This window comes from Streptomyces sp. MK7 (genome assembly GCF_032658145.1).
Taxonomy (GTDB): domain Bacteria; phylum Actinomycetota; class Actinomycetes; order Streptomycetales; family Streptomycetaceae; genus Streptomyces; species Streptomyces spiralis.
Genome location: NZ_JAVACL010000003.1, coordinates 68,576 through 88,999 on the forward strand (window position 1 = coordinate 68,576; position 20,424 = coordinate 88,999).

The window sequence follows — 20,424 nt, forward strand, 5'->3', positions numbered from 1 at the left end:
CGCATCTCGTCGGGCGTATACAACCGCTTGTTCGCCCCCTCGAACAAGACGGTCCGCGCGGGCTCTTGTCCCCAGCACTGCGGAGAGGTTAGCTTCTCAGTGCATAGAAAGCGCTTGCTGCCAGGTTTGCCAGGGAGACCGCTGGGGCCCTTGCGGCACGCGACGGCGTACGGAGGGACTGACGTGACACGCAAGACGGTGCGGATCGCCATGAACGGCGTGACCGGGCGCATGGGCTACCGCCAGCACCTGGTCCGCTCGATCCTCGCCCTGCGCGAGCAGGGCGGACTCGACCTCGGCGACGGCACCGTGCTGTGGCCGGAACCGGTCCTGGTCGGCCGGCGCGAGCACGCGCTCGAGGCGCTCGCGGAGAAGCACGGCCTGGAACACTTCTCGACGGACCTGGACGCCGTCCTCGCCGACCCGTCCGTCGACATCTACTTCGACGCCCAGGTCACCTCGGCCCGCGAGGCGGCGATCCGCAAGGCGATCGCCGCCGGCAAGCACGTCTACACCGAGAAGCCGTCCGCCACGGGCCTGGACGGCGCTCTCGAACTCGCCCGGCTCGCGCACGAGAAGGGCATCAAGCACGGCGTCGTCCAGGACAAGATCTTCCTGCCGGGCCTCATGAAGCTCAAGCGCCTGGTCGACGGCGGCTTCTTCGGCCGGATCCTGTCCGTGCGCGGCGAGTTCGGCTACTGGGTCTTCGAGGGTGACTGGCAGGAGGCCCAGCGCCCCTCCTGGAACTACCGCGCCGAGGACGGCGGCGGCATCGTCGTGGACATGTTCCCGCACTGGGAGTACGTCCTGCACGAGCTGTTCGGCCGCGTGACGTCCGTCCAGGCGCTCACCGCCACCCACATCCCGCAGCGCTGGGACGAGAACGGCAAGCCCTACGACGCCACCGCAGACGACGCCGCCTACGGCATCTTCGAGCTCGACGGCGGCACGATCGCCCAGATCAACTCCTCCTGGGCGGTCCGGGTCAACCGCGACGAGCTGGTGGAGTTCCAGGTGGACGGCACCGAGGGGTCCGCCGTCGCGGGCCTGCGCAAGTGCCGCGTCCAGCACCGCTCGGCCACCCCCAAGCCGGTGTGGAACCCGGACATCCCCGCCACCGAGGCCTTCCGCGACCAGTGGCAGGAGGTGCCCGACAACACCGAGTTCGACAACGGCTTCAAGGCCCAGTGGGAGCTGTTCCTCAGGCACGTCTTCGCCGACGCCCCCTACCACTGGGACCTGCTCGCCGGCGCCCGCGGCGTCCAGCTCGCCGAGCTGGGCCTTAAGTCCGCGGCCGAGGGCCGCCGCATCGACGTACCGGAGATCGCCCCGTGACCATCCGACTCCCCGACTTCCAGGGCGGGCTGCGGACCCACGAGCCCGGCACCCGGCCGCTGGAGATCTCGCCGGGCACCCCGCTCACGTCCCGTACGGTCTTCTCCGCGGCGCACGTCGTCGCCGACCCGTTCGCCGACGCCGGCTCCGACGCGCCCGCCGCCGTCGACTGGGACGCCACCCTCGCCTTCCGCCGCCATCTGTGGAGCCACGGACTCGGCGTGGCCGAGGCCATGGACACCGCGCAGCGCGGCATGGGCCTGGACTGGGCGGGCGCGGCCGAGCTGATCCGCCGGTCGGCGGCGGAGGCCCGCGCCGTCGGCGGGCGCATCGCCTGCGGCGTCGGCACCGACCAGATCGCCACGGGCACGCTCAAGGAGGTCCGGGCCGCCTACGAGGAGCAGCTCGCCGTCGTCGAGGAGGCGGGCGCCCAGGCGATCCTGATGGCCTCGCGCGCCCTCGCCGCCACGGCCCAGGGCCCGGACGACTACCTGGAGGTCTACGGCCACCTGCTGCGCCAGGCCGCCGAGCCGGTGATCCTGCACTGGCTCGGGCCCATGTTCGACCCGGCCCTGGAGGGCTACTGGGGCTCGGCCGACCTGGACACGGCCACCGACACCTTCCTGGAGGTCGTCGCCGCCCACCCCGACAAGGTCGACGGCGTGAAGATCTCCCTGCTGGACGCCCGGCGCGAGGTCGAGCTGCGCCGCCGCCTGCCACGGGGCGTGCGCTGCTACACCGGCGACGACTTCAACTACCCCGAGCTGATCGCCGGCGACGAGCAGGGCTTCAGCCACGCGCTGCTGGGCATCTTCGACCCGCTGGGTCCCCTGGCGGCCGAGGCGGTACGCGTCCTCGACACCGGCGACACGGCCGGCTTCCGCGCCCTGCTCGATCCGACCGTCGAACTCTCCCGCCACCTCTTCCAGGCCCCCACCCGCTTCTACAAGACGGGCGTGGTCTTCCTGGCCTGGCTCGCCGGACACCAGTCGCACTTCACGATGGTCGGCGGCCTGCAGTCGGCCCGCTCCCTGCCGCACCTGGTCCGCGCCTACGAACTCGCCGACGGCCTCGGCCTGTTCCCGGACCCCGCCCGCGCCGAGGACCGGATGAGGAACCTGCTGTCGCTGTACGGAGTGAACGCATGAACGACCAGGAGCTGTCCCGTTTCTCCATCAACCAGATGACGGTGAGGCAGCTGTCGCTGCCGGAGCTGGCCGAGGCCTGCCGCGAGCTGGGCGTCGGGGGCGTGGGCCTGTGGCGCGAGCCGGTGCGGGCGTACGGAGTGGAGGCCGCCGCCAAGCTCGTGCGGGACGCCGGACTGACCGTCACCACCCTGTGCCGGGGCGGCTTCCTCACGGCGACCGACCCGGTGGAGCGGGCCGGGGCGCTGGACGACAACCGAGCGGCGATCGACGAGGCCGCCACGCTCGGCACGGACACCCTGGTGCTGGTCTCCGGCGGACTCCCCGCCGGCAGCAAGGACCTGCACGGGGCCCGTGAGCGCATCGCGGACGCCCTCGCCGTCCTCGGCCCCTACGCGGCCGAGCGCGGCGTGCGCCTCGCCATCGAGCCGCTGCACCCCATGTACGCGGCCGACCGCTGCGTGGTCTCCACCCTCGCCCAGGCCCTCGACCTCGCCGAACGCTTCCCCGCCGACCAGGTCGGCGTGACCGTGGACACCTACCACATCTGGTGGGACGACCGGGCTCCCGAGCAGATCGCCCGCGCGGGCGCAGGCGGCCGCATCCACACCTTCCAGCTCGCCGACTGGACCACCCCCCTCCCGGCCGGTGTCCTCAACGGCCGCGGCCAGATCGGCGACGGCGCCATCGACATGCGGCAGTGGAAGGGGTACGTGGAGGCGGCCGGCTACACCGGGCCCATCGAGGTCGAGCTGTTCAACGAGGGACTGTGGGCCCGGGACGGCCGTGAGGTGCTGGCGGAGACGGCGGAGCGCTTCGTGGCACACGCGATCCGGCCTGCCGCATCCGTCGGCCGATGACCCGGACCCGGACGCCGGAAAAATAATCCCGGCGACGGTGCAACCCTTCCGGCACGTCGGGTGTCGTACCTGTCATCGGAACTCCCCGAGGGGGATCTGGGGGGATCACACGGGGATTCCGATGCAGGTGGGGGAAGCAGGAGGGGAAAGCCGAGGGGGCCCGGTCCACGGACCAGGCCCCCTCGTATTGTCCGGTCACCCGGTGACCTGGCGGCTCAGAAGAACACCCCGCACCGCAGCAGCACGTTCGCGTACGGCCGGGCCTCGCCGGTGCGTACGACCAGGCGCGCGCCGCGGGAGAGCTCCTTCAGGCGCTCGTGCGGGACCAGGGCGAGGTCGGGGAAGCGGCCTTCCAGCAGTGCGCGGTTGGTGCCGCGCACCTCCTCGGCCGCGGTCGCCCCCTCCACCACCAGCTCCGCCAGCAGGCCGTCCAGGACCTCCGCGAACGACGGCACCCCGGCGCGGAACGCCAGGTCCACCACGCGGGGCCCGTCCGGTATCGGCATGCCCGCGTCGCACACCAGCACCTCGTCGGTGTGGCCGAGTTCGGCCAGCGCGCCCGAGAGGTGACGGTTGAGGATGCCCGCCTTCTTCACAGCGATCCACCTCGCCCGGGAGCGTCGGGTGCGCTGCCCGACTCCTGGCCGGGGGTCCGGCCCGCCGCGAAGCGGCCGTCGGATGCGGTGGCCCCCGGGTCGGCACAACCCAGGGCGTCGACCTCCTCCGCCGTCGGATACGACTCCTGCGCGCCCCGCTTGGTCACGGCCGCCGCGCCGACCCGGGCCGCGTAGGCCGCGGCCTCCGCCAGGGACGCCCCGGCGCCCAGCCGCCAGGCGAGGGCGGCGGTGAACGCGTCGCCCGCGCCCGTGGTGTCCACGGCCTCCACCTTCACGGACGGCACCCGGGTCGCGCCCTCGGCGGACGCCACCAGCGCGCCCTCGGCGCCCAGGGTCACGACCACCGAACGCGGGCCGTGGGCGAGCAGGGCCCGCGCCCAGTCCTCCGGGCTGTCGCCCGCCTCCTCGCCGCCCAGGATCACCTTCGCCTCGTGCTCGTTGACGATCAGCGGGTCGCAGGCCCGGAGCAGTTCCCCGGGCAGCGGGCGCGGCGGCGAGGGGTTCAGGACGAAACGGCTGCCGGGCGCCAGGTTCCGTACCGCCTCCACCACCGTCTCCAGCGGGATCTCCAGCTGCGCCGAGACCACCCGGGAGGCCCGCAGCAGCCCGGCCGCCGCCCGGACGTCCTCGGGTGTGAGCCGGCTGTTGGCACCCGGCGAGACCACGATGCTGTTGTCCCCGGACGGGTCCACCGTGATCAGCGCGACGCCGGTCGGCGCGCCGCCGACCAGCACGCCCACCGGGTCGACACCGGCCGCCCGCTGCGAGTCGAGCAGCAGCCGGCCGTGCGCGTCGTCGCCGACCCGGGCCAGCAGGGCCGTACGGGCCCCGAGTCGGGCGGCGGCCACCGCCTGGTTGGCGCCCTTGCCGCCGGGGTGGACGGCCAGGTCCGAGCCCAGCACCGTCTCCCCGGCCGCGGGCCGCCGCTCGACGCCGATCACCAGGTCGGCGTTGGCCGACCCCACGACCAGGAGGTCGTAGTCGTACATGTGTCTCCTCACGCAGGGCCCGCCCCCTCGCCGGGGGCGGGCCGCCGGGTCAGCCGCTGAAGCCGGCCACGTTCTCCTTCGTTACCACCTTGACCGGCACCTTCACCGTCGACTCGACCTTCTTGCCCTGGACCGCCTTCAGCGCGTTGTCCACGGCGATCCGGCCCAGCTGGCTCGGCTGCTGCGCCACGGAGGCGTAGAGCGTGCCGTTCTTGACGGCGGTCAGGCCGTCCGGGGTGCCGTCGAAGCCGACGACCTGCACGGACTTGCCGGCCTTCGAGCCCAGCGCCTTGACCGCGCCGAGCGCCATCTCGTCGTTGGCGGCGATCACGCCCTGCACGTCGGGGTGGGCCTGGAGCAGGTTGGACATCACGTCCAGGCCCTTGGTGCGGTCGAAGTCGGCGGGCTGCTGGGCCACGACCTTGATGCCCGGGTAGGCCTTGAGGCCCTGGGCGAAGCCGGCGGCGCGCTCGCGGGCGGCGGAGGTGCCCGCCTGGCCCTGGAGGATCACGATCTTCCCCTTGCCGCCCAGCTTCTCGCCGATGGTCCTGGCCGCCAGCTCGCCGCCGGCCACGTTGTCGGAGGCGACCAGGGCGTCCGTCTTCGCGTTGTTGACGCCTCGGTCGACGGCGATCACCGGGATGCCCGCCTTGTCGGCGGCCTTGACCGAGTTGCTCGCGGCGTCGGAGTCCACCGGGTTGACGATGATCGCGCCGAGGTCCGAACTGGTGAAGTTCTGGAGCTGGTTGGCCTGCTGGGAGGCGTCGTTCTGGGCGTCGGTGACGGTCAGGTCGACGCCGAGCTTCTTGGCCTCGGCCTGGGCGCCGGACCTGATCTGCACGAAGAACGGGTTGTTCAGCGTGGACAGGGACAGGCCCATCTTCGGGGTGGTGGAGCCGGAGCCGGTGTGCAGCAGGGAGGTGGCGGCCACCAGGGCCACGGTGACCGCGGCCGCCAGTCCGTACGTCGCCGCCTGCTTGCCCTTGCCGCCGCCGCTGCCCGTGCCCGCGGCCGGCGCGGTCGCCCCGGCCTTGCGGCGCACGGTGTCCAGCAGCACGGCCAGCGCGATCACCACACCGATGACGACCTGCTGCCAGAACGCGGACACCGACAGCAGGTTGAGGCCGTTGCGCAGCACCGCGAGGATCAGCGCGCCGATCAGCGTCCCCGAGGCCTTGCCGGTGCCGCCCGCCAGCGAGGCGCCGCCGATGACGACGGCGGCGATCGCGTCCAGCTCGTAGCCGTTGGCGGCCTGCGGCTGCGCGGAGGACAGCCGGGCGGCGAGCACGATGCCCGCGGCGGCGGCGAACAGACCGGACAGCGCGTAGATCGCGAGCTTCTGCTTCCTGACCTTCAGACCCGACAGGCGGGCCGCCTCCTCGTTGCCGCCGATCGCGTACATCGAGCGGCCGATGTAGGTCCGGCCCAGCACGAACGCCGTGATCAGGCCCATGACGAGCATGACCAGCACGGGCACCGGCAGCCAGCCGCCGAGCGTGTCACCGAGGTGCGAGACGGAGTCGGGCAGGGCGATCGGGGAGCCCTGGGAGATGACCAGGGACAGACCGCGGCCCACCGACAGCATGGCCAGTGTCGCGATGAACGGCGGCAGCTTGCCGTAGGAGATCAGGATGCCGTTGACCAGGCCGCAGGCGATGCCGGTGGCGACGGCCAGGACGACGGCGAGGACGACCGGGATCCCGGCCGAGGTGGCGCTCCAGGCCAGCACGGTGGCCGACAGGGCCGCCACCGAACCGACCGACAGGTCGATGCCCGCGGAGACGATGACGAAGGTGACACCGAAGGCGAGGATGGCGGTCACGGCCGCCTGGACGCCGATGTTGAGCAGGTTGTCCGTCGTCAGGAAGTCGCCGGACAGCGCCGACAACGCGATGACGAGGACGATGAGCGCGGTGAGCGCGCCGTTGTCGAGCAGCAGGCGGCGCAGGCCGCCCGAGGCGCCCCCCGCGCCCGTCGTGCTCTTGAGCGTGTCAGTGGCCACGGGAGGCCTCCGTTCCGGTCGTGGACGTGGTGGGGGTTATGGGGGTGCTGACGGCGAGGGCCATCACGGCGTCCTGGGTGGCCCGGTCGGCGGGGAGTTCGCCCGCGATCCGGCCCTGGGCCATCACCAGCACCCGGTCGCTCATGCCGAGCACCTCGGGCAGATCGCTGGAGATCATCAGGACGGCGGCGCCGGCGGCCGTCAGTTCGTTGATGAGCTGGTAGATCTCGACCTTGGCGCCGACGTCGATGCCGCGCGTCGGCTCGTCGAGGATGAGCACCTTGGTGTCGGCCAGCAGCCACTTGCCGATGACGACCTTCTGCTGGTTGCCGCCGGACAGGGTGCGCACGTGCTGGCCGAGGCCGGCCATCCGGACGCCCAGCTGCCCGGCGATCCGCTCGGCCGCCTCGTGCTGCCCCCTGAGGTCGACGAGTCCCGCGCGGGTGGCCGACCGCAGGGTGACGAGCCCGAGGTTCTCCTCGACGGAGGCGTCCAGGACCAGGCCCTGGCCCTTGCGGTCCTCGGGCACGAGCCCGATCCCGGCCGCCATGGCCGCGTTCACGTCGTGGCGCCTGAGCCGGGCGCCCGAGACCTTCACCGCGCCCTTGTCGTAGGGGTCGGCGCCGAACACCGCGCGGACCACCTCCGTACGGCCGGCACCCACCAGGCCCGCGATGCCGACGACCTCGCCCGCGTGGACCTGGAAGCTGACGTCGTGGAAGACGCCGTCCCGGGTGAGCCCCTCGACGGTGAGCAGCGCCGGACCGGTCTCGGGACGCTCACGCGGGTACTGCTGCTCGATGGAGCGGCCCACCATGAGCCGTACGAGCTCGTCCTCGGGCGTGGACGCGGGCACCTGGCCGACGCTGCGGCCGTCGCGGATGACCGTGACCCGGTCGCCGAGGGCGGCGATCTCCTCCAGGTGGTGCGTGATGAACACGATCCCGACGCCGTCCGCGCGCAGGGCGCGCACGATCGAGAACAGCTTGTCGACCTCCTCGGAGGTGAGCACGGCGGTCGGCTCGTCCATGATCAGCACGCGGGCGTCCAGGCTGAGCGCCTTGGCGATCTCCACCATCTGAAGGCGGGCGATGCCGAGGTCCCGCACGCGCGCGCGGGGCGACACGTTCACGCCGACCCGTTCCAGGAGGACGGCGGCGTCGGCCTCCATGCGCCGGCGGTCGATCATCCCGTAGCGGCGCGGCTGGCGGCCCAGGAAGATGTTCTCGGCGACCGTCAGATCGGGGACCAGGTTGAACTCCTGGTAGATGGTGGCGATCCCGAGGCGTTCGGAGTCCTGGGCGCCCTGGATGCGCACCTCCTCGCCGCCGACCAGGATCCGCCCGGCGTCGGGGGTGTAGGCGCCGGAGAGCATCTTGATCAGGGTGCTCTTGCCCGCGCCGTTCTCACCGAGCAGCACGTGCACCTCGCCGCGGCGCAGGTCGAAGTCGACGCCGTCCAGCGCGACCACGCCCGGGAAGGTCTTGCGGATGCCCTCGATGCGCAGCAACTCGTCCGGGTTGCTCACGGCTTGCTCCTGTTCGTTGCGGGGGGCTCGCCGCACGAGCGGCGTACGACGAGACGGGCGGGGAGGGTGACGGACCGGGGGGTGCGGCCCTCGATGCGGTCGACCAGGGCCCGTACGGCGGCGCGTCCCAGTGCGCCGGTGGGCTGGGCGACGGCGGTGATCGGCGGATCGGTGTGCACGAACCACGGGATGTCGTCGAACGCGGCGAGCGCGATGTCGTCGGGCACCCGCAGCCCGCGCGCGCGGATCGCGTCCAGCGCGCCGAGCGCCATCAGGTTGTCGGCGGCGAAGACCACCTCGGGCGGCTCGGGCAGGTCGAGGAAGCCCTCGGTGACCCGCCGGCCGCTCTCGGCCTGGAAGTCGCCCTGGCCGGTGTAGGCGTCGGGGAGGGGGATGCCGCAGTCGGCCAGCGCCGCGCGGAAGGCGTCCACGCGCTCGCTGCCGGTGGTGGTGGCCGCCGGTCCCGCGATGATCGCCAGCCGCCGGTGCCCGAGCCCGTACAGATGGGCGACCAGGTCCCGCACGGCCGACTGCCCGTCCGCCCGGACGACCGGCACGTCCACACCCTTGATCCAGCGGTCGACGAACACCATCGGGGTCCCCGCGCGAGCGGCCTCCAGCATCAGCGGGGAGCCGCCGTCGGTGGGGGAGACCAGAAGGCCGTCGATCCGGCGGTCGAGGAGGGTGCGGACGTGGTGGTCCTGGAGGTCGGGCCGCTCGTCGGCGTTGCCGATGATCACGCTGTAGCCGAGCGCGCGGGCCTCCTCCTCGACGGAGCGGGCCAGTTCGGTGAAGTACGGGTTGAGTACGTCGCTGATGACCAGGCCGAGGGTGCGGGTGGTGTCGGTGCGCAAGGACCGGGCGACGGCGTTCGGGCGGTAGCCCAGCGTCGCGACGGCGGCCAGCACGCGGGTGCGCGCCTCGGGGCTCACCGACGGGTGGTCGTTGAGGACGCGCGAGACCGTGGCGACGGACAGGCCCGCCTCGGCGGCGACGTCCTTGATGCTCGCCATCGTCGTTCCACCTCCTCGTGGAATCGATTACACGAGGATTGGAAACGATTACACGGCTGGAAACAACCCCTGAGACCGGATCGTGATGAAGTCGTCCACAGGCGCAGCGCTCGTCGTCCGCTCCCAGGGGTGCCCGTCGTCCACAGGCGGACCGCGCTGTCGTACCCGGGCGGTAACGTCGGATCATGTCCAATCAGACAGCCGGTGCCCGGGCGGCGGGGGCGGGGGAGCGGCAGACGGCCGTGCTCGAGGCCGTGCTCGAGCGCGTCACATACGTCAACGAGGACAACGGCTACACGGTCGCCCGGGTCGACACCGGCCGCAGCGGCGGCGACCTGCTCACGGTGGTCGGCGCGCTGCTCGGCGCCCAGGTCGGCGAGTCCCTGCGCATGGAGGGCCGCTGGGGCTCCCACCCGCAGTACGGCAAGCAGTTCCTGGTCGAGAACTACACGACGGTCCTGCCGGCCACCGTCCAGGGCATTCGCCGCTACCTCGGCTCGGGCCTGGTCAAGGGCATCGGACCGGTCTTCGCCGACCGCATCACCCAGCACTTCGGACTGGACACCCTGAAGATCATCGAGGAGGAGCCGGGGCGGCTGATCGAGGTCCCCGGCCTCGGCCCCAAGCGGACGAAGAAGATCGCCGACGCCTGGGAGGAGCAGAAGGCGATCAAGGAGGTCATGCTCTTCCTCCAGACCGTCGAGGTCTCCACGTCGATCGCGGTGCGCATCTACAAGAAGTACGGCGACGCCTCCATCTCCGTGGTGAAGAACCAGCCCTACCGGCTGGCCGCCGACGTCTGGGGCATCGGCTTCCTCACCGCCGACCGGATCGCCCGGTCCGTCGGCATCCCGCACGACAGCCCGGAGCGCGTCAAGGCGGGCCTGCAGTACGCCCTGTCGCAGTCCGCCGACCAGGGGAACTGCTTCCTGCCGGAGGAGCGGCTGATCGCGGATGCCGTCAAGTTGCTCCAGGTGGACACCGGCCTGGTCATCGAGTGCCTGGCCGAGCTGGCGGAGCCGGGCGAGGACGGCGAGGAACCCGGTGTCGTGCGCGAGAAGGTCCCCGCCCCCGACGGCGGCGAACAGGTCACCGCCGTCTATCTGGTCCCCTTCCACCGCGCCGAACTCTCCCTGTCCGCCCAGCTGCTGCGCCTGCTGCGCACGGACGCCGACCGGATGCCCGCCTTCCGGGACGTCGCCTGGGACAAGGCCCTGGGCTGGCTCAGGGGGCGCACGGGCGCGGACCTCGCCCCCGAGCAGGAGGCGGCCGTGAGGCTGGCGCTGACCGAGAAGGTGGCGGTGCTCACCGGCGGCCCCGGCTGCGGCAAGTCCTTCACCGTGCGCTCCGTCGTGGAACTGGCCCGCGCCAAGAAGGCGAAGGTCGTACTGGCCGCGCCCACCGGCCGGGCCGCCAAGCGCCTGTCCGAGCTGACGGGCGCGGAGGCCTCGACCGTCCACCGTCTGCTGGAGCTCAAGCCCGGAGGGGACGCGGCCTACGACCGGGACCGCCCGCTGGATGCCGACCTGGTGGTCGTCGACGAGGCCTCCATGCTGGACCTGCTGCTGGCCAACAAGCTGGTCAAGGCGGTGCCCCCGGGAGCCCATCTGCTGTTCGTCGGGGACGTCGACCAGCTGCCCAGCGTCGGCGCCGGCGAGGTCCTCAGGGACCTGCTGTCCGACGGCAGCCCCGTCCCCGCCGTGCGTCTGACGCGGGTGTTCCGCCAGGCCCAGCAGTCGGGCGTGGTGACCAACGCGCACCGGATCAACTCCGGGCAGCACCCGGTCACCGACGGAATGAAGGACTTCTTCCTCTTCGTCGAGGACGAGACCGAGGAGGCCGGCCGGCTCACCGTGGACGTGGCGGCCCGCCGGATCCCGTCCCGGTTCGGACTCGACCCGCGCCGGGACGTGCAGGTGCTGGCGCCCATGCACCGCGGCCCGGCCGGCGCCGGCACGCTCAACGGCCTGCTCCAGCAGGCCATCACCCCCGGCCGGCCCGATCTGCCCGAAAAACGGTTCGGCGGAAGGGTTTTCCGCGTCGGCGACAAGGTCACCCAGATCCGCAACAATTACGAGAAAGGGAAGAACGGTGTCTTCAACGGCACCGTGGGCGTGGTCACCTCGCTCGACCCGGTCGACCAGCGCCTGACGGTACTGACGGACGAGGACGAGGAGGTTCCGTACGAATTCGACGAACTGGACGAACTGGCGCACGCCTACGCGGTCACCATCCACCGTTCACAGGGAAGTGAATATCCCGCCGTGGTGATCCCGGTCACCACCGGCGCCTGGATGATGCTGCAGCGAAACCTGCTGTACACGGCGGTGACACGGGCCAAGAAGCTGGTCGTCCTCGTCGGTTCGCGCAAGGCGATCGGCCAGGCGGTGCGCACAGTCTCGGCGGGCCGGCGCTGTACGGCGCTGGACTTCCGGCTCGCGGGATCCTGACCGGGTTCTTGCCGGGCTCTGACCGGCCCGAAGGCTCCCGACCGTCCGGGCGCCGGCCCGGGCGTCACCAAAAATGATCGATCAAACGAGTCGCAAAGGTCACACAGCCCTTCCCGTCGCCGGATCGAGGGGGCAGGATGAGCAGGTTGACGGCACTGAGTGCCGCCAATAGGCCCAATGGTCGACCCCGAGTGCACTCTCCTGAGCCAAATGGGGGATGGTAGAGACAGTCAGGGCACCTCGAAGATGAGGCACTACGTCGGTGAGGGAAGACGTGAGCGACAACTCTGTAGTACTGCGGTACGACGGCGGCGAGTACACCTACCCGGTGGTCGACAGCACCGTCGGCGACAAGGGCTTCGACATCGGGAAGCTCCGCACCCAGACCGGTCTGGTGACACTCGACAGCGGCTACGGCAACACCGCGGCCTATAAATCCGCCATCACCTACCTCGACGGCGAGCAGGGCATCCTCCGGTACCGCGGCTACCCGATCGAGCAGTTGGCCGAGCGCTCCACCTTCCTGGAGGTGGCCTACCTGCTGATCAACGGTGAGCTGCCGACCGTCGACGAGCTCAGCTCCTTCAAGAACGACATCACGCGGCACACCCTGCTGCACGAGGACGTCAAGAACTTCTACAAGGGCTTCCCGCGCGACGCCCACCCGATGGCGATGCTGTCGTCGGTCGTCTCCGCGCTGTCCACCTTCTACCAGGACAGCCACAACCCGTTCGACGAGACGCAGCGCAACCTCTCCACCATCCGGCTGCTCGCCAAGCTTCCGACGATCGCGGCCTACGCGTACAAGAAGTCGATCGGTCACCCGTTCGTCTACCCGCGTAACGACCTCGGCTACGTCGAGAACTTCCTGCGCATGACCTTCTCGGTCCCCGCCCAGGAGTTCGAGCTGGACCCGGTCGTCGTCTCCGCGCTGGACAAGCTGCTGATCCTGCACGCCGACCACGAGCAGAACTGCTCGACCTCCACGGTCCGCCTGGTCGGCTCCTCGCAGGCCAACATGTTCGCGTCCATCTCGGCCGGCATCAACGCCCTGTGGGGTCCCCTGCACGGCGGTGCCAACCAGTCCGTCCTGGAGATGCTGGAGGGCATCCGCGACTCCGGCTCCGACGTCGACACCTTCATCCGCAAGGTGAAGAACAAGGAGGACGGCGTCCGTCTGATGGGCTTCGGCCACCGGGTCTACAAGAACTTCGACCCGCGCGCCAAGATCATCAAGGCCGCCGCGCACGACGTGCTCTCGGCCCTGGGCAAGGAGGACGAGCTCCTCGACATCGCCCTGAAGCTGGAGGAGCACGCCCTCTCCGACGACTACTTCGTCGAGCGCAAGCTCTACCCGAACGTCGACTTCTACACCGGCCTGATCTACCGGGCCATGGGCTTCCCGACCGAGATGTTCACGGTCCTGTTCGCCCTGGGCCGCCTGCCGGGCTGGATCGCCCAGTGGCACGAGATGATCAAGGAGCCGGGCTCCCGCATCGGCCGCCCGCGCCAGATCTACACGGGTGTGGTGGAGCGGGACTTCATCCCGGTCGAGGAGCGCTGACGCCTGCCGTCGGGGGGCGCCGCTCGGTCCGTACTTCTTGGGACGGCTGTGGCCTTCGGCTTGGGTGGCGTAGCCGGTTTGCTGGGTGTGGTCGGCGGCTTCAGGTGGCCGGGGGTCCGGGGGGTGTCCCCCGGGTCAGCACGGCCACGGGTGTGGTGGAGCGGGACTTCGTCCCGGTCGAGCGCTGACGCCTGCCGGCGGGGGCGCCGCTCGGGCGGTGCTCCTTGGCGGCTGTGATGCGATGCTTTCGCCCCGCTTGAGCGGAACCGCACACCTCGCCGGGCTGGGGTTCGTCCCCTGGAGCGGCGAGTGAGCCGAAGGGGCGCGTCGGCGTCGAGACCATGAGTGCGCGGAGGCCCGAAGGGCCGAGTACGGTCGTGCTCTCGACACCGGCTCAGAGCGCCCCGGAGGCGAACCGAGCCACAAAAAACAGCGCCACAAAAAAGCGGAAGGCGCCCTGGTGCGCCGGTCCCCCCACGGGCCGGCGGCCAGGGCGCCTTCCCGTGTCCCGGTGCGGATTCCCCCCACGGGATCCGGCCGGGCGTCTGTGAGAACCAGCGCCTGAACCGCTGTGAGCCCGGCGAGCAGAACTCGCCGTCCCCCTAGCACTGCCGTACGGCCGCGTGTACGGCCGTACGGGCGTGCGATCTGCCGGGACAGCGCACGCCCGGGAGGGCCGCTCAAAGCTTCCCGGTGTACGTGCCCCGGCAACGCATCTCTGAGGAAGTCCCCCAAGACATCCCCAGATGTCAGTCGGCGCCCCCCAAGACGCCTTCCTGACATCGCCAACTTAGACCTTCGAACCCCTTCGATGGTTACGTTCACATCACTGTGATCTGTGTCTCTTGCCTATGTCCCCATAGGTGCTTCAAGAGGCCTGGTATGGCGATCGAGGCCCAAGCGTAAGGATGATGCGCGAGCCTTGTGAAGAGCTTATGTGAGGAGCGCGTCGGACTCTAGGGGGACTCTTACTTCGGTGCCGAGCACTTCCGGTTCAACGGAACGTCCGCAGCCGCAGACTGTTCGTCACCACGAACACCGAGGAGAACGCCATCGCCGCCCCCGCGATCATCGGGTTGAGCAGCCCGGCGGCGGCCAGCGGCAGCGCGGCCACGTTGTAGCCGAAGGCCCACACCAGGTTCCCCTTGATCGTGGCCAGCGTCCGCCGGGAGAGCCGGATGGCGTCCGCGGCCACCCGCAGGTCCCCGCGCACCAGGGTCAGGTCGCCCGCCTCGATGGCGGCGTCCGTGCCGGTGCCCATCGCCAGGCCCAGGTCGGCGGTGGCCAGCGCGGCCGCGTCGTTGACGCCGTCCCCGACCATGGCCACGATCCGCCCCTCGGCGCGCAGCCGCTCGACCGCCGCGACCTTGTCCTCGGGCAGTACCTCGGCGACCACGTCGCCGGGGTCGATCCCGACCGTCCGCGCCACCGACTCGGCGACCGCGCGGTTGTCGCCGGTCAGCAGCACCGGCCGCAGCCCCAGCGTGCGCAGCTGCCGTACGGCATCGGCGCTGGTCTCCTTGACCGTGTCGGCCACGGCCACGACACCGCGTGCCGTCCCGTCCCAGCCGACCACGACGGCCGTCCGGCCCTCCGCCTCGGCCTCGCCGCGGGCCCGGGCCACCTCGGCGGGCAGCTCCCCGAGTTCCTCGATCAGCCGCCCCACCACGACGTCATGGCCGTCCACATGCCCGCGCACGCCCCGCCCGGGAACGTTCTCGAACCGCTCGACGGGGGGCAGCGGGCCGACGCGCTCCTCGGCGCCTGCCGCGATCGCGCGGGCGACCGGGTGCTCGGAGGCGTGCTCCAGGGCGCCCGCGAGCCGCAGCAGCTCCTTCTCGTCGGTGCCTTCCGCGGCATGGACGTCCTGGAGGGTCATCCGGCCGGTGGTGACCGTCCCCGTCTTGTCCAGCACGATCGTGTCGACGCGGCGGGTGGACTCCAGCACCTCGGGACCCTTGATCAGGATGCCGAGCTGGGCGCCCCGGCCCGTGCCGACCATCAGCGCGGTCGGCGTGGCCAGGCCCAGGGCGCACGGGCAGGCGATGATCAGTACCGCGACGGCGGCGGTGAACGAGGCCGTGACGTCACCGGTGGTGAACAACCAGGTCAGCAGGGTGCCGACGGCGATGAGGAGGACGATCGGCACGAACACCGCCGAGATCCGGTCGGCCAGTCGCTGCACCTGCGCCTTGCCGTTCTGCGCCTCCTCGACCAGCTTCGCCATCCGCGCCAGCCGGGTGTCGGCGCCGACCCGGGTGGCCTCGACGACCAGCCGGCCGCCGGCGTTGACGGTGGCGCCGGTGACCGTGCTGCCGGGCGCCACGTCCACCGGCACGGACTCGCCGGTCAGCATCGAGGCGTCGACCGCCGAGGCGCCCTCCACGACCGTGCCGTCGGTGGCGATCTTCTCGCCGGGCCGGACGACGAACCGGTCGCCGACGGCCAGCTCGGACACCGGGACCCGGATCTCCCGGCCGCCCCGGAGCACGGCCACGTCCTTCGCGCCCAGCTCCAGCAGCGCCCGCAGCGCGGCACCCGCCCGCCGCTTGGAGCGCGCCTCCAGATAACGGCCGAGGAGGATGAACGCCACGACTCCGGAGGCGACCTCGAGGTAGATCGTGGAGGCCGCGTCCGTCCGGGAGACGGTGAGACGGAACTCGTCGTGCATGCCGGGCGTGCCCGCGTCGCCGAGGAACAGCGCCCACAGCGACCAGCCGAACGCGGCCAGCGTGCCGACCGAGACCAGCGTGTCCATGGTGGCGGCGCCGTGCCGGGCGTTGGTGAGGGCCGCCCGGTGGAAGGGCAGGCCGCCCCAGACCACGACCGGCGCGGCGAGCGTCAGCGCGAGCCACTGCCAGTTGTCGAACTGCAGGGGCGGGACCATGGACAGCAGGATCACCGGCACGGCGAGCAGCGCGGAGACGACCAGCCGCTGCCGCAGGGCGGCCACCTCGGGGTCCGAGGCGGCGGCCGGCTGCGCCTCCCGCGTGGCGGGTTCCGGGTCCGGCGGCGGTGGCTCCTCGGCGGTGTATCCCGTCTTCACGACGGTGTCGATCAGGTCGGACACCTGTACCCCCTGGGGGTAGGTGACCCTGGCCTTCTCCGTCGCGAAGTTCACCGTCGCGGTGACGCCGTCGATCCGGTTGAGCTTCTTCTCCACGCGGGCCGCACAGGAGGCGCAGGTCATCCCGCCGATGAGCAGCTCCACCTGGGACACCGGGGTGTCCGGCGCGCCGGTCTGTGCGCCCGTCTGCGCGCTGGTCTGTACGCCGGTCTTCTCACCGGACTTCGTGGAAGCCGCCGGTGCGGCCTGCGCGGCCGAGGCCGCCGTGCCGCCGCCGGTGGTGGTGCTGGTGACGCTGGTCATGTCCGTACTCCAGGGAACGGACCGGACCGCACAGAGCCAGTATCAGCTGGTCGATGCGGCCCGGTGTCGAGAGATACGTGGTGTCCCGGACGCCCGGGTCAGGCGCGGCCGACGAGCTCGAAGCCCGCCTCGTCCACGGCGGCCCGCACCGCCTCCTCGTCCAGCGGGGCGGCGGAGGTGACGGTGACGTCGCCGGTCGAGGCGACGGCCTTGACGGAGCTGACGCCGGGGAGCCCGGAGATCTCGGCGGAGACGGAGCCCTCGCAGTGGCCGCAGCTCATCCCGCTCACCTTGTAGACGGTGGTGACGGTGTCCGGAGTCTCGGTCTGGGCGGTCATGTCGCTCTCCTCGTCGGGTGTGTCCGCGCACGGCATGCGACGGGCATGTGGGGTCTGCGGGGCCCATGAGGACCCTCCTCTCTTCAGACTATACCCCTAGGGGGTATGAACCCAAAGGAGCGGCGCGGCTCACCGAGTAGCGTTCCGCCGGACGGTGATCTCGCGAAGGGGAGGCGACGGATGCGGGCTGTGGTGTTCGAGCGGTACGGGGAGCCGGCCCGGGTCCGGGAGGTGGCCGATCCGCGGCCCGCGGAGCACGGGGTCGTGGTGCGGGTCGAGGCGACCGGCCTGTGCCGCAGCGACTGGCACGGCTGGCAGGGCCACGACCCCGACATCACGCTGCCGCACGTGCCCGGTCACGAGCTCGCGGGTGTCGTCGAGGCGGTCGGTGACCAGGTGAGCCGCTGGCGCCCCGGCGACCGCGTGACCGCGCCCTTCGTCTGCGCCTGCGGCGGCTGCCCCTCCTGCGCGGCGGGCGACCAGCAGGTGTGCGAACGCCAGAGCCAGCCCGGATTCACCCACTGGGGCTCCTTCGCCCAGTACGTGGCGCTCGACCACGCCGATGTGAACCTCGTGGCCGTGCCCGACGGGCTGTCCTTCGCCACGGCCGCCTCGCTCGGCTGCCGCTACGCCACGGCCTACCGCGCGGTGGTCCAGCAGGGCCGCCTCGCCGCCGGAGAGTGGGTCGCCGTGCACGGCTGCGGGGGCGTGGGCCTGTCCGCGGTGATGATCGCGGCGGCCTGCGGGGCGCGGGTCGTGGCGGTGGACATATCGCGGCGGGCCCTGGAGCTGGCCCGCGAGTTCGGCGCGACGGAGTGTGTGGACGCCTCCGACGGCCGGGACACCGCGGAGCGAATCCGCGAGGTCACCGGCGGCGGTGCCCACCTCTCCCTCGACGCGCTCGGTTCGCCCGCCACCTGCGCCGCCTCGGTGAACGGCCTGCGCCGCCGCGGCCGTCACGTCCAGGTCGGCCTGCTGCCCTCCGCGACCGGGACCACCCCGGTCCCCATGGCCCGGGCGATCGCGCTGGAGCTCGAACTCCTCGGCAGCCACGGCATGGCCGCGCACGCCTACCCGGAGATGCTGCGCCTGGTCGAGGCGGGCGTCCTGCGCCCCGATCTGCTGGTGACGTCGACCATCCTCCTGGCGGCCGTGCCGGAGGCGCTCGCGTCGATGGGGACGGCGCCGGGAGCCGGGGTCACGGTCATAGAACCCTGGCGCTGAGCCCGGCCGCTGCCGGGACCGGCCGCGATGGGACCGCGGCGCTGGGACCGGCCGGGATGGGACCGGCCGCGATGGGGCCGCGGCGCTGGGACCGGCCGGGCCGGGAGCTGTCGGTGCCGGGGCCTGTCGCTGCTGGGAACCGGCGGGCGCCGGGCTCGTGTCTCAGTCGGCTCCCCGGCCCCGGTTGCCGGGCCGGGACGCCACCCAGGCGCGGACGGTGTCCGCGTACCAGTAGGGCCTGCCGCCCTCCACATGGTCGGGCGGCGGCAGCAGGCCGTGCTTGCGGTAGGACCGCACGGTGTCCGGCTGCACCCGGATGTGTGCCGCGATGTCCTTGTACGACCAGAGCCTTCGGTCGGTCATGACTGCACCTCCCTGCGCGCGCCACGGCGGCGGCCGGAGGGCCGTCGGGGGAGCCGGGCGCCGCGTCGGCGATCACAAAGCCTGTGCTCGGTGAACGACGCGGAGGGCCCGCGGCGAGCGTCTGTCGACCGGGCGTGACCAAGGCCCCGTAAACCTGAGACAGGTGTGACCGGAGAGTTGCGTTCGTGACAGACCTGAGGCCGGGGAACGCCTTGACGATCCCGCGCTCCCCCTCCGCTCGTCCGAATGTCCGGACAAACTATTGACAGCCTTCCGGGTACGGCACTACAACCGGGGGAGTCGAGCGAAGGGACGCGGAAGCCGATGGCGTACGACCTGATCACCATGGGACGGATCGGTGTGGACCTCTACCCGCTCCAGACGGGTGTGCCGCTCGCCCAGGTGTCCTCCTTCGGCAAGTTCCTGGGCGGCTCGGCGACCAACGTGGCGGTCGCCGCCGCGCGCCTCGGCCGCCGTACGGCGGTGATCACCCGTACCGGGGACGACCCGTTCGGCGCCTATCTGCACGAGGCGCTGCGCGGCTTCGGCGTCGACGACCGCTGGGTCACGCCGGTGCCCGGGCTGCCCACACCGGTGACCTTCTGCGAGGTCTTCCCGCCGGACGACTTCCCGCTGTACTTCTACCGGCAGCCCAAGGCTCCCGACCTGGAGATCGACGCCCACGAGCTCGACCTCGACGCCGTCTTCGACGCGAGCGTCTTCTGGGTCACCGGCACCGGCCTGAGCGAGGAGCCCAGCCGTACGGCGACCCTGGCCGCGCTCGCCCACCGGGCCAGGGCCGGCACCACCGTCTTCGACCTGGACTGGCGCCCCATGTTCTGGGCCGACCCGCAGGCCGCCCGCCCCTTCTACGCCGAGGCCCTGCGGCACACCACCGTCGCGGTCGGCAACCTCGACGAGGTGGAGGTCGCCACCGGCCTGCGCGAGCCGCACGCCGCCGCCCGAGCCCTGCTGGAGGCCGGCGTGGAACTGGCCGTGGTGAAACAGGGACCCAAGGGCGTCCTCGCCGTCAGCGCCGCGGGCGAGTCGGCCGAGGTGCCGCCGCTCCCGGTCGACGTCGTCAACGGGCTCGGCGCCGGCGACGCCTTCGGCGGCTCGCTGTGCCACGGACTGCTCGCCGGGTGGGACCTGGAGCGGATCATGCGGTACGCCAACGCCGCCGGCGCGATCGTCGCCTCCCGGCTGGAGTGCTCCTCCGCCATGCCCACCCCGGCCGAGGTCGAGGCCGCCCTGGAGGCCGGGGCGGTGCGGGGAGGAGGCGGGGCCGGGTGACCGACCGCGTTCCGTACGCCGTCCGGCGTGACCCGGGCGACGGCCGCGCACACACATTCGCCGGCCGTTCCCGCGAGTGGCGCGCGTCCTGGGCGGGCGGCGGTTGTACGGTGCGGGTACACCCAGATACATCACGGCACAGTGGACGAGCAGTCCCAAGAGCCGGGCGGGCAGCGCACGTTGGGTGGACACACCCGGGCCCCGCGCCGTCCGGCCACCGATCGCCTCCGGTGCGGGAGGCCGCTTCGCCCTGGCAGGAGCGAAGTGCGAGCGCCGACTCCCCGCCCGCTACGGCCCCGCGCCGGAGGTCACCCGCCCCCTCCCGGACCCGCC

15 protein-coding genes are annotated in these 20,424 nt (G+C 71.9%); 7 read left to right on the forward strand and 8 right to left on the reverse strand.

Annotated features, from left to right (window positions below; translation table 11 throughout):
• The first annotated feature begins 183 nt into the window (after nt 1–183).
• Genes R2S09_RS05110 through R2S09_RS05120 form a run of 3 tightly spaced genes read left to right on the forward strand, consistent with a single transcriptional unit; the run spans nt 184 to nt 3,340 of the window.
• The gene (locus R2S09_RS05110; RefSeq protein WP_306189953.1) at nt 184–1,335 is read left to right on the forward strand and encodes a Gfo/Idh/MocA family protein; all 1,152 of its coding nucleotides are present in this window, start codon (nt 184–186) and stop codon (nt 1,333–1,335) included.
• Nucleotides 1,332–2,483 carry a dihydrodipicolinate synthase family protein gene (locus R2S09_RS05115; RefSeq protein ID WP_306189954.1) on the forward strand — a complete coding sequence of 384 codons (1,152 nt, stop codon included), beginning with the start codon at nt 1,332–1,334 and terminating at the stop codon, nt 2,481–2,483. Before R2S09_RS05110 ends, R2S09_RS05115 begins: the two co-directional genes overlap by 4 nt.
• Nucleotides 2,480–3,340 (forward strand): sugar phosphate isomerase/epimerase family protein, encoded by an 861-nt coding sequence (locus R2S09_RS05120; protein ID WP_316739968.1) that lies wholly within the window; start codon nt 2,480–2,482, stop codon nt 3,338–3,340. The genes R2S09_RS05115 and R2S09_RS05120 overlap by 4 nt, the downstream gene beginning before the upstream one ends.
• A gap of 215 nt (nt 3,341–3,555) precedes the next feature.
• Here the strand turns inward: R2S09_RS05120 and rbsD are convergent, their stop codons facing one another.
• From rbsD to R2S09_RS05145, 5 genes are read right to left on the reverse strand one after another with little or no spacing between them, the layout of a single operon-like run.
• Nucleotides 3,556–3,936 (reverse strand): D-ribose pyranase, encoded by a 381-nt coding sequence (gene rbsD / locus R2S09_RS05125; RefSeq protein ID WP_189905415.1) that lies wholly within the window; start codon nt 3,934–3,936, stop codon nt 3,556–3,558.
• Nucleotides 3,933–4,946, reverse strand: coding sequence for a ribokinase (locus tag R2S09_RS05130; RefSeq protein ID WP_316739969.1), 1,014 nt, complete (start codon nt 4,944–4,946; stop codon nt 3,933–3,935). The genes rbsD and R2S09_RS05130 overlap by 4 nt, the downstream gene beginning before the upstream one ends.
• Nucleotides 4,947–4,995: 49 nt before the next feature.
• Nucleotides 4,996–6,948 carry a substrate-binding domain-containing protein gene (locus R2S09_RS05135; RefSeq protein WP_306189957.1) on the reverse strand — a complete coding sequence of 651 codons (1,953 nt, stop codon included), beginning with the start codon at nt 6,946–6,948 and terminating at the stop codon, nt 4,996–4,998.
• Nucleotides 6,938–8,476 carry a sugar ABC transporter ATP-binding protein gene (locus R2S09_RS05140; RefSeq protein ID WP_306189958.1) on the reverse strand — a complete coding sequence of 513 codons (1,539 nt, stop codon included), beginning with the start codon at nt 8,474–8,476 and terminating at the stop codon, nt 6,938–6,940. The genes R2S09_RS05135 and R2S09_RS05140 overlap by 11 nt, the downstream gene beginning before the upstream one ends.
• Nucleotides 8,473–9,489: a LacI family DNA-binding transcriptional regulator gene (locus tag R2S09_RS05145; RefSeq protein ID WP_306189959.1), complete on the reverse strand. Its 1,017-nt coding sequence runs from the start codon at nt 9,487–9,489 to the stop codon at nt 8,473–8,475. The genes R2S09_RS05140 and R2S09_RS05145 overlap by 4 nt, the downstream gene beginning before the upstream one ends.
• Before the next feature lie 185 nt (nt 9,490–9,674).
• Here R2S09_RS05145 and R2S09_RS05150 point away from each other — a divergent pair, with 185 nt between their 5' ends.
• Together R2S09_RS05150 and R2S09_RS05155 are read left to right on the forward strand one after the other, a co-directional pair.
• Nucleotides 9,675–11,939, forward strand: coding sequence for an ATP-dependent RecD-like DNA helicase (locus R2S09_RS05150; protein WP_316739970.1), 2,265 nt, complete (start codon nt 9,675–9,677; stop codon nt 11,937–11,939).
• 274 nt (nt 11,940–12,213) lie between these two features.
• Nucleotides 12,214–13,503: a citrate synthase gene (locus tag R2S09_RS05155; protein WP_306189961.1), complete on the forward strand. Its 1,290-nt coding sequence runs from the start codon at nt 12,214–12,216 to the stop codon at nt 13,501–13,503.
• 994 nt (nt 13,504–14,497) lie between these two features.
• Here the strand turns inward: R2S09_RS05155 and R2S09_RS05160 are convergent.
• Complete coding sequence (locus R2S09_RS05160) at nt 14,498–16,873, reverse strand: heavy metal translocating P-type ATPase (RefSeq protein WP_316739971.1); 2,376 nt, start codon at nt 16,871–16,873, stop codon at nt 14,498–14,500.
• Nucleotides 16,874–16,971: 98 nt separating this feature from the next.
• On the reverse strand, nt 16,972–17,211 hold the full coding sequence (locus tag R2S09_RS05165; RefSeq protein WP_030170958.1) for a heavy-metal-associated domain-containing protein: 240 nt from the start codon (nt 17,209–17,211) through the stop codon (nt 16,972–16,974).
• Between the two features lie 180 nt (nt 17,212–17,391).
• Here R2S09_RS05165 and R2S09_RS05170 point away from each other — a divergent pair, with 180 nt between their 5' ends.
• A complete protein-coding gene (locus R2S09_RS05170) occupies nt 17,392–18,435 on the forward strand; it encodes a zinc-dependent alcohol dehydrogenase family protein (protein ID WP_316739972.1) in 1,044 nt (347 codons plus the stop codon).
• Between the two features lie 162 nt (nt 18,436–18,597).
• Here R2S09_RS05170 and R2S09_RS05175 read toward each other — a convergent pair whose 3' ends face one another.
• Nucleotides 18,598–18,798, reverse strand: a complete 201-nt coding sequence (locus R2S09_RS05175) for an AlpA family transcriptional regulator (RefSeq protein ID WP_030170966.1) — start codon at nt 18,796–18,798, stop codon at nt 18,598–18,600.
• Between the two features lie 324 nt (nt 18,799–19,122).
• On the opposite strand from R2S09_RS05175, the gene iolC reads away from it, so the two are divergent.
• A complete protein-coding gene (gene iolC, locus R2S09_RS05180) occupies nt 19,123–20,091 on the forward strand; it encodes a 5-dehydro-2-deoxygluconokinase (protein ID WP_306189964.1) in 969 nt (322 codons plus the stop codon).
• The last annotated feature ends 333 nt before the right edge of the window (nt 20,092–20,424 follow it).

Coding starts and splice junctions, on each gene's coding strand:
- R2S09_RS05150 (WP_316739970.1), top strand. CDS start 9,675: ATGTCCAATCAGACAGCCGGTGCCCGGGCGGCGGGGGCGGGGGAGCGG.
- R2S09_RS05175 (WP_030170966.1), bottom strand. CDS start 18,798: ATGACCGACCGAAGGCTCTGGTCGTACAAGGACATCGCGGCACACATC.
- R2S09_RS05160 (WP_316739971.1), bottom strand. CDS start 16,873: ATGACCAGCGTCACCAGCACCACCACCGGCGGCGGCACGGCGGCCTCG.
- R2S09_RS05170 (WP_316739972.1), top strand. CDS start 17,392: ATGCGGGCTGTGGTGTTCGAGCGGTACGGGGAGCCGGCCCGGGTCCGG.
- R2S09_RS05120 (WP_316739968.1), top strand. CDS start 2,480: ATGAACGACCAGGAGCTGTCCCGTTTCTCCATCAACCAGATGACGGTG.
- R2S09_RS05145 (WP_306189959.1), bottom strand. CDS start 9,489: ATGGCGAGCATCAAGGACGTCGCCGCCGAGGCGGGCCTGTCCGTCGCC.
- iolC (WP_306189964.1), top strand. CDS start 19,123: ATGGCGTACGACCTGATCACCATGGGACGGATCGGTGTGGACCTCTAC.
- R2S09_RS05165 (WP_030170958.1), bottom strand. CDS start 17,211: ATGACCGCCCAGACCGAGACTCCGGACACCGTCACCACCGTCTACAAG.
- R2S09_RS05130 (WP_316739969.1), bottom strand. CDS start 4,946: ATGTACGACTACGACCTCCTGGTCGTGGGGTCGGCCAACGCCGACCTG.